Annotated in this window: 11 protein-coding genes and 1 pseudogene; 3 read left to right on the forward strand and 9 right to left on the reverse strand. The window is 41.3% G+C overall.

Features of this window, described 5'->3' with window-relative positions:
• Positions 1–76: 76 nt before the first annotated feature.
• Together I6E69_RS14270 and I6E69_RS14275 are read right to left on the reverse strand one after the other, a co-directional pair.
• Positions 77–1,477: a 5-methyltetrahydrofolate--homocysteine methyltransferase gene (locus tag I6E69_RS14270; protein WP_197121501.1), complete on the reverse strand. Its 1,401-nt coding sequence runs from the start codon at positions 1,475–1,477 to the stop codon at positions 77–79.
• A gap of 32 nt (positions 1,478–1,509) precedes the next feature.
• Positions 1,510–3,921 (reverse strand): TonB-dependent receptor, encoded by a 2,412-nt coding sequence (locus tag I6E69_RS14275; RefSeq protein WP_197121502.1) that lies wholly within the window; start codon positions 3,919–3,921, stop codon positions 1,510–1,512.
• A gap of 141 nt (positions 3,922–4,062) precedes the next feature.
• Between I6E69_RS14275 and I6E69_RS14280 the strand changes: the two genes are divergently transcribed.
• Positions 4,063–4,479, forward strand: a complete 417-nt coding sequence (locus tag I6E69_RS14280; protein WP_197121545.1) for a MerC domain-containing protein — start codon at positions 4,063–4,065, stop codon at positions 4,477–4,479.
• Positions 4,480–4,641: 162 nt separating this feature from the next.
• On the opposite strand, the gene I6E69_RS14285 is transcribed toward I6E69_RS14280, so the two are convergent.
• The 7 genes and pseudogenes from I6E69_RS14285 to I6E69_RS14315 form a co-directional block, all read right to left on the reverse strand.
• Positions 4,642–6,183, reverse strand: a complete 1,542-nt coding sequence (locus tag I6E69_RS14285) for a BCCT family transporter (RefSeq protein ID WP_197121503.1) — start codon at positions 6,181–6,183, stop codon at positions 4,642–4,644.
• Entirely contained in the window at positions 6,170–7,075 is a 906-nt protein-coding gene (locus I6E69_RS14290) for a homocysteine S-methyltransferase family protein (protein WP_197121504.1), read from the reverse strand. Before I6E69_RS14290 ends, I6E69_RS14285 begins: the two co-directional genes overlap by 14 nt.
• Positions 7,076–7,242: 167 nt before the next feature.
• Positions 7,243–7,491, reverse strand: a complete 249-nt coding sequence (locus I6E69_RS14295; protein ID WP_002963088.1) for a DUF3297 family protein — start codon at positions 7,489–7,491, stop codon at positions 7,243–7,245.
• Between the two features lie 231 nt (positions 7,492–7,722).
• A complete protein-coding gene (locus tag I6E69_RS14300) occupies positions 7,723–7,932 on the reverse strand; it encodes a cold-shock protein (RefSeq protein WP_007580429.1) in 210 nt (69 codons plus the stop codon).
• A gap of 187 nt (positions 7,933–8,119) precedes the next feature.
• Entirely contained in the window at positions 8,120–8,329 is a 210-nt protein-coding gene (locus I6E69_RS14305) for a cold-shock protein (protein ID WP_024595869.1), read from the reverse strand.
• 426 nt (positions 8,330–8,755) lie between these two features.
• Positions 8,756–8,872, reverse strand: a pseudogene (locus I6E69_RS14310) (putative sulfate exporter family transporter); the annotation flags it as partial.
• A gap of 291 nt (positions 8,873–9,163) precedes the next feature.
• A complete protein-coding gene (locus I6E69_RS14315) occupies positions 9,164–9,913 on the reverse strand; it encodes a GntR family transcriptional regulator (protein ID WP_039486978.1) in 750 nt (249 codons plus the stop codon).
• A gap of 582 nt (positions 9,914–10,495) precedes the next feature.
• On the opposite strand from I6E69_RS14315, the gene I6E69_RS14320 reads away from it, so the two are divergent.
• Together I6E69_RS14320 and I6E69_RS14325 are read left to right on the forward strand one after the other, a co-directional pair.
• Positions 10,496–12,085: an alkaline phosphatase gene (locus I6E69_RS14320; protein WP_039486975.1), complete on the forward strand. Its 1,590-nt coding sequence runs from the start codon at positions 10,496–10,498 to the stop codon at positions 12,083–12,085.
• 11 nt (positions 12,086–12,096) lie between these two features.
• Complete coding sequence (locus I6E69_RS14325) at positions 12,097–13,887, forward strand: alkaline phosphatase (RefSeq protein WP_197121505.1); 1,791 nt, start codon at positions 12,097–12,099, stop codon at positions 13,885–13,887.
• Positions 13,888–13,968 lie beyond the last annotated feature (81 nt).

Here is a 13,968-nt window from a genome sequence, read left to right on the forward strand (position 1 = left end):
TCGACACCTTTTATCAAAACGGGTAACTCTCACTTTTTCAAGTTGATGTGTCAGATCTTGTCTGAACTAATACAACTTAATGGTCGTGATCGTCTTCTTCCTCCTCTTGCGCAATACCCAACCAAGTAATTGCACTAGGAGCAAAAGTAAGCTCTAGCTCACTTTCAATTTCTAAGTCTTCAAGGTGTACTTGCACAACGTGCTGAGCAACCGGGTCTGCAACGTAAGCAAACTGACCATTTTGCGCCACTGTCATACTAAAGCTCATTCCTTCGGGCATTGTGGTTACGTCTGCTTGAGTAATATCAACTTGGCCTTCAAGCTCCCAATGCATTTCGCCATCATGGTCGTGTGCGCTAAATACATTTAAAAAGCCCAAGCTGTCTAATATTAAAAAGTGCTCGCCATGGGCAGAAAAAGAGTACGACACAGCACTTGCGCCATCGGCTAGTTGCCACTCTAGTTCTTCCATTTGTGCTGTTGCTGGGTTAATAGTGACAATTACGGCTTCGCCGCCACCATGGCCAGACGCTACGCCAATAAAGGTCTCGCTATCTTCGTGGCCATAAATACTACCAATGCGTAAATCGCCAACGGCTGCAATGTTCACTATTTTTTCAGCTTCGTATTCATCATCGTGCTGGTGGGCTAATAACACACCATCGCTACAGCCAAATACTACGTAGTCGTGGTTTTGTGCCGCGCCGTGTAAATCAGGGCACGTCAGCTCTAAGGTTTGTTCTAGCTCATATTCACCATCATGAAAATGATAAACACCTACTTGGTCTGGCAGTACTTTAGCAACTGATGTGCTTTCGCTGTCATCACGGCGAAGTGTTGATAATAAATGCTCACCGCGAGGCTCTGCTACGCCGTGCATATTAATATCGTAGCTAATACCCGGTAGTGTTGCTGTTGCGCTGGTTATGTCGTTATCTGTTAATACTTCAACAGAGGCAACCGTGCCTGAGTCTGCATCACCATCATAAAAAACAGCTAATTGGCCATCGTGTTTTACAAGGTGAGTAGGGCGGCTGCCGCTTGTTAGCTCATAACTGCTAGCCGCTGGGCTTTGCTCATAGTCGTGTAAATGCTCGCCGTGGTCTTCACGCCATAAACCACCATCAATAAAACCTAAGTAATCTTGTGCGCGGCTTGCAATAACGGCATAACGAAAATCAGGTGATGACGATAGCGTGTTTGAATCATTCGTCAGGGTAAATGTTTCAAGTAAAGTGTTGTCATCTAGGTCATAAAAGCTGGCTTCGTTGCTGTTGCCTGCAAGCACAGCTAATCTGCCTAATGAATCAATTGTGTAGCCATCATCATGGTCGTGATCATCATCGTCATGATCGTGCTCGTCTTCTACAACAATAGGGTCTTTTTCTACAATATTGGTCTGGGCATCGCCACAGGCTGTAATAAATGTAGTGCTAATGGCCAGCGCAATAAGCTTTAATTTGTATAGTTTTTTCATGTTTATTTCCTTTAATTATAATTTTTTAATGCTTAAAAATAACCGCGAATACCTAGCGCAAAGCTACGCCCTGGACGTGGTGCTATATTTTTTACAAACGAGCTGTGCACGCGTGCTTCTGTATCTGTTAAGTTACTGCCTCGCAGGTAAACAGACATATCTTGGTTTAATACTGAAAGGTCGTAAGAGATGCTTGCATCAACCAATGTGTAGCCGTCTGTGGCTGTTTCTTGTGGGGCTGTGCGGTCTTGCTTTTGATAGCGAGTAACGTGAATATGCGCACTGAGTTTATCTGTTTGATAGCTTAACTCGCTACCAAAACGAAGCGGTGGTGTACGGGGTAAATCGCCGCCGTCTTTAAGGCGTGCACGCACGTAATCAGAGAATAAATCTACTTTAAACTCATCGGTTAATTGCCACGCAATTTGCGCTTCAAAACCTTGTAAAATTACGTCGTCTGTTTTAAATAAATAAACGGGTAGCTCTGATGAATGGTCGTGCTCGTCAGCGCCTTCTCCTTCATCGCCATGGTCGTGGCCACTTTGTGCGTATAAACCAGTGTCTATTTGGTAATAGTAGTTATCTACTTGGTTGTAAAAGGCATTTAAAATAAAGCCAACATCGCCTTGAGTTTTACGTAGGGTTAAATCGATATTATTGGCTGTTTCCAGATCTATTGCTTGATCAGATAAACCCAAATGGCCGCCTTCATCTAAATCAAATAGTGCGCCTACTTCGTATGTGCCAGTACCAATGTGCGGCCCAAACGATAACAACTCAGAGGCAGAGGGCGCACGTTCAGAGCGCGATACCGACAGCCCTAAATTATAGTTAGGGGTAAAATCCCACACTACGCCTGCTGATAAACTGATTGGTGTAAATTCATGCTCTACGTCAAATACGCGAATGGTTTCTGCGCTTTCTTCGTGGTCGTGATTATGCTCGTCGGTTTTTTGCGCTTCATCGTGTGCGTGAGCGTCAATATTTGGCAGTAATACGTCGCCTGCTTTAATTGTTACACGCTCAATACGCCCACCTAACTGCACTAAAAAATCCCCAAAGTGCCTTTCTTCCATTAACGCTACAGCAAAGCTTTCGGTTTTAGATGGAGGCGTAAAGGCCTCTTCACCTAGTGCTTCAACATCGCTTTGCTTGTAATGAAAGCTAATACCGCCATTCCATTCGCTAAATTGGTTATGCAGTAGGTCTATACGTAATTCGTTTGTTTCGTTTTTAAAGGTAGTGCCTACAGCGCCACCTTCAATTTCAGCGTGTTCGTAGTCGGTATGGCCAGCGCGCAGGTTAACTTTGTTTAGCCATTTATTATCTAGGTTGTACTCACCTAATAATTGCACTTTAGTTTGCTCTAAATCAGCAAATACGCTTTCTTCTTCGTCGCTATGCTCTTCCTCTTCTTCCTCGCCGTGCGTATGGCCCGGAATACCGTATTGACGATTAAATTGCTCCACTGCTAAGCCAACAAATCCGTTATCCATTAAATAGCTAGCGCCTACAGTAAAACCGTCAGACTCTTCATTACTGTTTTCAACTTTGTAATCGCCACTATGCTCTTCACCGTCGCTATCTATATCAGCAGCTACCGGTACCTCGTAGTCATCGGCTTCACGCCAAAACGCATCGGCGTAAAAAGCAAATGAATCGGTACCTGTGGTGGTATTAAACGAGGCCACTTTTTGGTTATCTACCGAGTTATGTTCTAGGTTCCATTCACCACGCGTGGTGCTGTCGGTAGGTACGCGGTTATCTACTACATTAACCACACCACCAATTGCGCCACTGCCATAAAACAGCGTTGCAGGGCCGCGTAATACTTCAATTTGTTGTGCGGTAGACGCCTCCGATGCAACAGAGTGATCGGGGCCAACGCGCGATACATCACTTACATCAAGGCCATTTTGAGTAATGAGTACACGCGGGCCGCTTAAGCCACGAATAATAGGTGTGCTGGCTACTTTTCCGTGAAAATTTGTATTAACGCCTGGGAGTTTTTCAAGGCTATCGCCAAGGGTTGCGGCTTGTTGGCGCCTTAGTTGTTCGCCAGATAAAACACTAACAGGCGATGCAGATTCCATTGCCGACATATGAATAGGGGTTGCTTCAATATCAATAACTTCAATAGGTGAGCGCTTTAAGTTAAAAGTAACCGATTGGTTTTCATCATTAGTTATTGTTATATCGCGATGAAGATGCGCATAACCAGGGGCTACAACGTGAAGCTCTTTTAAGCCATTTTTTAGTTCTGTTATAACAAATTTACCGTTTTCATTGGTGGTTACTTTAAGGTCTGAGCCTTCAACTTCTATCGTTGCATTGGTAACTACTTTACCTTTGTTGTTTAAAACAACGCCTTCTATTGTGGATGCCAGCACACTAGCCGGCAATAAAGCTGCTATGAGAACAGCTAATTGTGATCTACGTTTCATTTGACTACCTTGTTAGATGTTATATTATATCAATTATGCGAGTAATGTTATAATATATCAACAGTAATTAACTGATGTTATTAAAATGTCTCCTTAAAAGTAACGTTTTTGAGTGGAGACACTGATTTAGTAGAGGAAATAATGGAGTCGAGTCAAAGAGTTATGGATCGTATGGCAATAGGGTTATCGGTAATGTGCACAGCGCATTGTTTTGCAACCCCGGTTATTTTAGCGTTATTACCAAGCTTTGCCGTACTGCAAATAGATAGTGAACAATTTCATTTATGGATTCTTGCGGCGGTACTGCCAACCAGTTTATTGGCATTAAGCTTAGGCTGTAAAAAGCATAAACGTTTACGTTATATGGCCTGCGGCGTTATTGGGCTAGCCTTTATGATATGCGCAGTATTACTAGGGCATGAAATAGCCGAAAAAGCACTAACCTTAATAGGCTCGGCTTTTATTGCTGTGGCCCATTGGTTTAATTATCAGCAATGCCTTAAGCAAAATGACGAAAAATGCCCGTGTTCAGGTAGCAAATTGGATCAAATGGTTTAACGCTTAGTTGTTGCTGGTGGTATGGCTCTCGTCGGCTAAATTAATACTGATTTATTTTAAATACTAAGGCTTCTTTGTTTTAAAAGGCGACCTCTTTCATGCTGTAGTAACATGCTCAGTAATAGTAAATAAGGCCTCATAATATGAGGCCTTAAAATGTTACTAATTCACTTTAACTGTTTCGGAATTTATACTCTCATATTGCTCAAGTGTTTTTATTTGATTCACACCCTTTAGCTGCATCATTAATTGCTTTACTAAAATCATGTAAATAAACATCATTGGCAGGCCAGCTACAACGCAGAGTGACTTAATGGTATCTATTCCACCACCGCATAAAAATACGCTAAAACTAATGAGTGCAATTGCACCAGCCCATAGGAGCTTAACTTTATGATCGGGGTCGCCATTTAGTTCTAGCTTATTAGTTGTCAACATAGCGGTGGCAACGCTTGCGCTTGACATAGTCGTTAGCATTAAAAAAAATTGAATAATCAAAAATAATACTAAGCCAATATTACCCGATGGTAGAGTTTGAATTAGTGAAACTACTGCAAACGTTAAACCGCCTTCGCTCATCCATTGTTGAACAGGTAAGCCACCAATTAATTGTGCCCATACTGCATAACCACCAAAGATTGATATAAAGAATGCACAGCCGAGTGAACCCATCGAGATAGTGTACAAAATAACTTCTTTAATAGTACGTCCACGCGAAATGCGGGTAATAAAAAGGCCCATCATAATTAAATAAGCGTAGTACCAAAACCAATAGTATTGAGTCCACGATTGCGAAAAACCACTTTTTTGAACTGGGTCGGTCCAAAGTGACATTCTAAAAAAGTTATCAAGCATGACACCTATTGAGTCGGTAAAGTTATTTAAAATAAACTGAGAGTCAGCCACAAGTAATACAAATAAGGCAAAGCATATTGCTGCTACAACCGTATAGTCGGACACTTTACTAATGCCTTTTTTAAAGCCAACAAGCATTACCGCAACAAGCATTAAAACAAATAATAAAATAATACTGCCTTGGAGTAATAAGCTGTTTTTAATTCCTAATAATGCAGAAACGCCAGTACTTAATAAAGATACGGTAAGCGCCAGCGAGCTTGCAAAAGCTGCGAGGGTGCCAAAAATTGCAAGTAAATCAATTGCTTTAGTAATAATAGGATTGCTACCTACTACCGGTTCGCAAAGCGTTGAAAGTCTTAAAGTACGCTTTTTTTGTACGTAAAACGCGTACGCAAACGGAATTGCCGGAAAGCAGTAAATGGCCCAGCCAGTCACGCCCCAATGAAAAATAGAATAAGTAACAGACCAAGCTGCTGCTGCGTAGCTATTTGGTTCGGCAAAAAGTGGTGGCGATTGCAAATAATACATCGGCTCACCAATTCCCCAATATATAAGAGAAGCACCTACACCTGCGGTAAAAATCATACCGCCGTACGAAAAGTTAGAGTGCTCTTTTTTTTCTTCACCTAACCTAATAGATCCGTACTTTGAAAAAGCTAACCAAAATAAAAAACCAACTAAAGCCAAGCTCACAAGCTCTACTAACCAACCAAACCAGCCTGTAACAAAATGCATGGCGTTACTTGCTAATAATTGTGATTGCTCTGGATATAAAGTTGAGATAACTAATAAGGTAATCACTAATGTAATTGCAGGAATAGCCAGCTCAAAGTTAAGGTTTTTCAATGGCGTTTCTCCATTGCACGAGTGCTTCGATATGGCTTGGATTAATTCCGCAGCAACCACCAATAATATTTGCGCCAAGGCTATGCCATTGTTTTGCAAATTCCAGATACTCGTTAGGAGATAAATCACGGTAGTCTTGCACTGCTTCATTTGCTTTGTGAGCACTTGAAATAGGAGTAAAGCTGTTAGCAAATGCGCCTAACGATACTTTTTTATTTTGCTTAATTAATACGTTATTAGTATCACGCAGTGCTTGCTCAATAACCTCCGGGATAGAGCAATTAAAGAAAATACCTGCAATGTTTTGCTGCTCAAGTAGTGCCGTTATGGCATCGGTTACCAGCTCTCCAGAACGAAGTGTTGCTTGCTCAGTTACTTCGTCACTTAGAGTAAATGCGTAATAACATGGCTTAGTTGAGCCTTTAAGTACGCCTGCCATTACTTGCGCTTCTTCAATACTCGATATTGTTTCGCCAAGCCATAAATCTACATGGGGATTTTGTGCATTGTATAAGGTATTTAAAATAGTAAAGGCACGTTTACTTTCAAATAAATCGGGGCGATATGAACCAAATGCAGGGGGTAATGACCCTGCAACTAATACACTTTGTTTAGCGTTTTGAGCTACTTCTTTAGCAATAAGCGCCGCTTGCTCTGCGAGTAATGCACCTTGGTTTTCGTAGCGTTCTTCACCTAAATGAAAGGGCACACAGGCATAACTATTAACCGTAATTATTTCAGCGCCAGCATCTATAAAACCTTGGTGAGCTTGTGCTACATATTGAGGAGCATCTATAAGTGCCTGTGCACTCCACAGTGGCTGTGAGAACGGTGCGCCAATGCGCTTAAGTTCACGTCCCATGCCGCCATCTAAAATTGTTACCTTTTTCACTTATGGACTTCTATATGTCTAAATAATGTGGCGCTATTCAAACATATTTTTTAAAAAATCATAATGAAACTTCATCAGGTTGGGCATGAAAAAAGCTCAACCTATTAAAAGGGCACAAAAAAAGCGACTACCCAATATGGTGTCGCTTTTTAGTAAGTAGTATTAGCTTACTTATAAAAGGCTTCAACAGTGCCTTTTCTTGTAAGTAAAAGTGGTTGTCCGCGACGATCAAGCCCTTTTGGAGATGCAAACTTTATCCAACCTTCGCTGATGCAGTACTCTTCAACATCAAAACGCTCTTTGCCGTTGAACGTGATACCAATATCGTGTTCAAAAACTTCTTCCACATGATGTGGGCTGCGTGGGTTAATAGAAAGGCGATCTGGTAAAGCAGGTTTTGCGGTAGTGTCGTTCATGGTCATATTCTATATTGAATGAAGTATGCGCTATTGTAGGCAATACAAAGCTTTCGCTCAAGAGAGATAGTAGTAAATGTGTTTAAAAATGCACTAATTAATAAGTTGCGGATACAAATGAGATGGCGCTTGGAAAATATGTATAGAAGGGGATTTTGACGATATTTGACTAAAAATTATATAGATAAGTATATTAATGGGTTATTGCTAACCCATTAAATTGTATAGCCATTAGATGCTAACGATGTTTTCAGCTTGTGGGCCTTTTTGACCTTGAGTAACAGTAAACTGTACACGTTGGCCTTCAGCTAAAGTTTTAAAACCGTCGCCAGAGATCGCGCTGAAATGTGCGAACACGTCTGCGCCAGATTCTTGCTCGATAAAACCAAAACCTTTTGCTTCGTTAAACCATTTTACTGAACCAGTAGTTGTATTAGACATAATATGTATCCTAAAAAATTAATATAAGGGTGCCTGAAAAGAGGCGATTGAGCCGGAAAAAATAGTTAACTTGAGGATATCGCGTAGGATTATTACTAAAACAACGGGGTACTAACAAATAAAACAAAACTTCTTTCAAACTAGTATTCAAAATGGGTTATTGCTAACCCATTAAATTGTGTAGCAATTAGATGCTAACGATGTTTTCAGCTTGTGGGCCTTTTTGACCTTGAGTAACAGTAAACTGTACACGTTGGCCTTCAGCTAAAGTTTTAAAACCGTCGCCAGAGATTGCGCTGAAATGTGCGAAAACATCAGGACCAGATTCTTGCTCGATGAAACCAAAACCTTTTGCTTCGTTGAAAAATTTAACTGTACCAGTTGTAGTTGTAGACATAATAGTATCCTAAGGATTAATAAAAGTGCGCCTTAAATTAGGCAATTTAACAGGAAGAAAACATACATTTAACTGAGGATAACGCGAAGGATTATTACTAAAACAACGTGGTACTTACAAATAAATAGGGTTTTCTGTCAACCCGATGCGAGGCAGGATAACAGTAAATTAAAGTATATACCAAGCCCTATTGTAAATTTATTTTAGAGTAAGTACTTTATTTGTTTGTTGTTTTTTTAACTAACTAGTTATGATTAAGATGATATTTTATACTTTTAAAATAAAGGTAAGCTTTGTTTAATCAATACGTTAAGCCTGTTTTTGTGCGTAGTTTTAAAGTAGGCAAAACACAGCTTTTAATTGGTTAAAACATGACCTAATTACCTACTAAATTTTTTTGAGATATACCCTAAATAATGTAATTCTTTAGCTCCAAATTACAAATCCAAGTATTAATAACGCAATCCAAAGTGTTTCAGCCACAATTAAAATAATGGGTTTCATACCTACTTCGGTTAGTTTTCCTAAATTAGTTTTCATACCGTTTGTACACAATATTATTACTCTAAGCTTAATAAATAGACCCCTACTGGAAGGAGGGTACTTAATTATTTCAATAGGCATTTATCTCGAAGATGCGTTATGTAATAAGTGAATCATGCTGCGTTTACAGCAAAGCGGCTGATTAGTGGATGGAAAGCCTGCAGAAAGCCATCAAGGTGAGGCTTCATAGATTCTAATTGGAAGTGCACCACCTAATTCATTATGGTGCCTTTAAAAAATATTTAATGGTTACGCGCTAAGATTGCTAATTGGTAGTTTAAGTACGTTTAACTAGTCGAGCTCAATTTGGTAATGATAGTGATCGCTACGGCATTTACTTAGGCGGTATTCAATACGCTTACCTTCGATTGATTCGGTAATGCGCGATACTAACAGCAGTGGATCGCCTGCTTTTATAGCAAGCATTTTTGCATCATCTATTGTAGCAAGTACGGCTTTAATACTGTCTTGGGTTTTGTGTACCGTTTGGTTAAATTTACTCTGATAGTAATGATATAGTGTGTGCGGTATATCACTACTTTTATGTATATCAGGAAAGTAGCTTTGCGGTAGGTATATAGTTTCGCTCATGCAAAATTCGTTATCGAGAATGCGTCTGCGAACAAGCTTAGTAACCTTGTCTTTTTTATTTAGCTGCAAAGCCTTTATAGCTTCAGCAGGCGCTGCACAAAGCTCAACCGATAGCAGTTCTGCCTTTGGTGAGTTGTCACTTTTACCGTCGGCTTGTAACGGAAAAAACCTGAATAAGGCATCTTGCGAGGTATGCTCTGATACAAACGTACCAACGCCTTGGCGGCGAGTTACTATTTTATTGTCGGTTAATAAATTAAGCGCTTTACGAACAGTACCTTGGCTTACGTTAAATTCTTCAGCAAGGCGAAATTCGCTTGGTAAAGCCTCGCCGGGCAACCAATGCCGTTTAACAATGAGTTGTTTTATACTATCAGCCACTTGTAAGTAGAGTGGTTGAAAATCCAAGCTTGGGCTACTTAATTTGTGATCAAACATAGAGTTACTCATTGTTATTTACCATTAAATTTAATCCACTTGTAGTTATATCATAGGTGAAGCCTTTTACGCATATTTGCGTTTCTTGATTAAACGTGAGCTACCGCAGTAATTTCTTATTGAGGCAAACTGCATATTATGTTTAAAAATCGTCCTTATTCATTTTAATCTCAGGTGGAGTAACCACATTACTTGATGGATTGTTTTTTCACTGGGTTTGCCACTCGTTTTTCAGTGTTATAAATACAATTACTCGATTAAATTTACCCGTAGTACCGGTGATACTACTTACACTAAAGCTGAAGTTGACGAATTTAACTGTCCGGCAAAGGTAGTAGTGGTTTCATGTACAGGGGCTCTGGGTTAGATATAGCATTTTCGCCAGATTTTAAATAACTCCCTCAATAATTTCCCTTAAAAGCGCAACGTTTAACACGTTGCGCTTTTTTTGTGACTTATTTTTGTAATAGTTTAGTCACCTTACTTTCATCAAAATTACCTTTATCAGTCACATCTGTTTTCTATAGTGCAGCGGTTGATCTTTTTTGTGTTTACACATTTCAAAAAATAACCACTAAACAATGGGAATTACGGATGAAAATTAAAAAAGTCGCTGCGGCAATCGCGCTAACATTTGCGTTTAGCGCAGTTAGCCATGCTGATGTACTACCGCAAAGTCAAAAAGACAGCAGCTGGTATAGCGCTGCGCAAACTAAACTAACAACAAAAACAGCACAAGCGCAGGCTACACAAGCCACTAAAGCTAAAAACGTCATTTTATTTGTGGGCGATGGCATGGGTATTTCTACACTTACCGCCGCGCGCATTTTACAAGGGCAGCGTAATAACCAATCTGGCGAAGAAGGTTATTTAAGTTTTGAAGAGTTCCCATACTCTGCACAAGTTAAAACGTATAACGTAGATGCACAAACTCCTGATTCAGCAGGCACGATGACGGCTATTATTTCGGGTGTAAAAACCGATGTGGGCGTTATTGGTGTAGATGAAGATATTGAACGTGGCGTGTGTTCAACAGTGGCAGGTAACGAGCTAATTACCGCGACCGAATTGGCTGAAATTAAAGGGCTATCTACCGGTATTATTTCTACAGCACGTATTACTCATGCAACTCCTGCTGCCACATATGCTAAATCGGCTGACCGTAACTGGGAAGACGTATCAGATATGCCAGAAGATGCCGTAACGGGCGGCTGTGAAGACATTGCATCGCAACTGGTTAACTTTGAAAAAAACCTAGAAGCACGATTTGTAGGGACCGACGTAGACGGTCTTGATTTTGTAATGGGTGGCGGTCGTCGTCACTTTTTACCAAAAGACGAAACAGCTAACTCAACAGATGCAGTAAGCGCTATAGAAGGCGACCGTACAGACGAGCGCAACCTAGTGACTGAGTGGCAAACACAATACCCAGATGCTACGTACGTAATGGATCAAACAGGCTTTGATGCAATAGCAGACGACGCCACTAAAGTATTTGGTTTATTTAACGAATCCCACATGCAGTACGAAGCTGACCGTGCAAACGATGTAGCGGGCGAGCCTTCACTTACCGATATGACCACTAAAGCAATTGAAGTGCTTGGTAAAAACGATAACGGATTTTTCTTAACGGTTGAGTCGGGAAGAATTGACCACGCGCACCACGCGGGTAATGCGTACAACGCGCTTAACGACACCATTGAGTTTGCTAAAGCCGTGCAAGCAGCGGTAGATAACACCAACCCAGAAGAAACCCTTATTTTAGTAACCGCCGATCACAGCCATGTATTTACTATTGCAGGCTACCCTAAGCGTGGTAATCCAATTTTAGGTCAGGTAGTTGCAGTAGGCGAAACAACACCAAGCTTAGCCGCCGACGATATGCCGTACACCACAGTCGGTTACGCAAATGGTTTAGGCTTTAGAAACTTAGGCGACGAGACTGATGCTGATGCAAGCTACACAAGTGCTGCTGTAGCAGGGCGTGTTGAGCTAAATGGCGTTGATACAACAACCCCAGGTTTTCACCAAGAAGCAACCGTACCAATGGGTTCAGAAACACACGCAGGTGAAGACATATCTTTACATGCTAAAGGTCCTGGTGCTCAGCTAGCACAGGGCGTAATTGAACAAAACGTTGTATTTCATTTAATTAATCAAGCTCTTGAACTAACTCAGCAATAATGGCGGCTAACATGAACAAATTAACGGTACTTTCTTTGGCAGTAATGGTCGCGCTAGCAGGTTGCTCGAGTGACGATAACAAAAATGAAAATAATATTATCGCAGTAGATAACGCTATTGCAGTGGGCTCTGAGCAGTGTATTAATGGTGGTGTAGAGACGCAAGTAGGCGCAGATATCAATAATAACGACGTGCTAGATAGCGACGAAGTTAATTCAACTAATTTAGTGTGTAATGCACCTGCAACGTCGTTAACTACCGAGCAGTTAGCCTCGCTCACTAGCAATACGTGGTTTAGTGAAGCACAAACAAAATTAGGTGCTGCACAAACAGCCAGTAGCAACATTGTTACTGAATCAGGCAAAGCTAAAAACGTAATTTTATTTGTTGGCGATGGTATGGGTATTTCTACCATAACCGCAGCACGTATTTTAGCGGGTCAGTTAGAGGGCGAAATGGGTGAAGATCACCAGTTAAGCTTTGAAACTATGCCTTTTTCAGGCTTTGTAAAAACATACAACGTAGATGCGCAAACGCCAGATTCGGCAGGCACTATGACCGCAATGGCATCGGGTGTTAAAACCGACGCAGGCGTTATTGGTATAGATGAGGCGGTTGAACGTGGTAATTGTGCATCAGGCAAAGGGCACGAACTTGTTACCTCGTTAGAGCTTGCTGAAATTGCAGGCAAAGCAACAGGGATTATTTCTACAGCGCGTATTACTCACGCAACACCAGCTGCAACGTATGCTAAATCGGCAGAGCGTAATTGGGAAGATATCTCCGATATGCCAGAAAGTGCTGCAACGTGTGAAGACATTGCATCGCAACTAGTTAACTTTGAAGCCAACTTAGAAGCACGCTTTAGTGGTGTTGATGTAGACGGTATTGACGTAGTAATGGGCGGCGGTCGTCGTCACTTTTTACCAAAAGATGCCGCGTTTAATTCAGCCGATGCAGTAAGTGCTGTTGAAGGGGATCGAACAGATAACCGCGACTTAACCGCAGAGTGGAAAACGCAATATCCAAATGGCACTTACGTAATGGATCAAACCGGTTTTGATGCAATAAGTGACGACGCCACTAAAGTGTTTGGCTTATTTAACGAATCCCACATGCAGTACGAAGCTGACCGCGCAAACGATGTAGCAGGCGAGCCTTCGCTTTCACAAATGACCGAAAAAGCAATAAACGTACTTGATAACAACGAGCAAGGTTTTTTCTTAACGGTTGAGTCGGGTCGAATTGACCACGCGCATCATGCGGGTAATGCTTATAACGCGTTAAACGACACAATTGAGCTTGCCAAAGCCGTTAAAGTGGCGATGGAAAACACCAACCCAGAAGAAACATTAATAGTTGTAACTGCCGATCACAGCCATGTATTTACCATTGCTGGTTACCCTAAGCGCGGTAACCCAATTTTAGGTAAAGTGGTTGCAGTAGGCGCTACTGAGCCAAGCTTAGCCGCCGACGATATGCCTTATACAACGGTTGGCTACACCAATGGTGGTGGCTTTAGAAACCTAGGTAGCGAGACAGATGCCGATGCAGGTTATGCCTTTGCACCGGTTACAGGGCGTGTTGATTTAACAGATGTTGATACAACAACACCTGGTTTTCATCAAGAAGCACTTGTACCAATGGGCTCTGAAACACATGCCGGTGAAGACGTAGGCGTTTATGCAATGGGACCAGGTGCACACTTGGTAACAGGCACAAACGAGCAAAGCTTTTTGTTCCATGTAATGGACTTTGCCGCTGACTTTGTAAAAGCAGCAGACGAAAAACTAGCGCAATAAATACCGCCTAGTTATAAATTTAGTTAAATATATCTAAATAAAAAACCCCGCATACTGTGCGGGGTTTTTGTCATTAAACTG

The sequence above is a fragment of the Pseudoalteromonas sp. NZS100 genome, assembly GCF_015864815.1.
Lineage (GTDB): Bacteria > Pseudomonadota > Gammaproteobacteria > Enterobacterales > Alteromonadaceae > Pseudoalteromonas > Pseudoalteromonas distincta.

Coding starts and splice junctions, on each gene's coding strand:
- I6E69_RS14270 (WP_197121501.1), bottom strand. CDS start 1,477: ATGAAAAAACTATACAAATTAAAGCTTATTGCGCTGGCCATTAGCACT.
- I6E69_RS14275 (WP_197121502.1), bottom strand. CDS start 3,921: ATGAAACGTAGATCACAATTAGCTGTTCTCATAGCAGCTTTATTGCCG.
- I6E69_RS14280 (WP_197121545.1), top strand. CDS start 4,063: ATGGAGTCGAGTCAAAGAGTTATGGATCGTATGGCAATAGGGTTATCG.
- I6E69_RS14295 (WP_002963088.1), bottom strand. CDS start 7,491: ATGAACGACACTACCGCAAAACCTGCTTTACCAGATCGCCTTTCTATT.
- I6E69_RS14300 (WP_007580429.1), bottom strand. CDS start 7,932: ATGTCTAATACAACTACTGGTTCAGTAAAATGGTTTAACGAAGCAAAA.
- I6E69_RS14305 (WP_024595869.1), bottom strand. CDS start 8,329: ATGTCTACAACTACAACTGGTACAGTTAAATTTTTCAACGAAGCAAAA.
- I6E69_RS14315 (WP_039486978.1), bottom strand. CDS start 9,913: ATGAGTAACTCTATGTTTGATCACAAATTAAGTAGCCCAAGCTTGGAT.
- I6E69_RS14320 (WP_039486975.1), top strand. CDS start 10,496: ATGAAAATTAAAAAAGTCGCTGCGGCAATCGCGCTAACATTTGCGTTT.
- I6E69_RS14325 (WP_197121505.1), top strand. CDS start 12,097: ATGAACAAATTAACGGTACTTTCTTTGGCAGTAATGGTCGCGCTAGCA.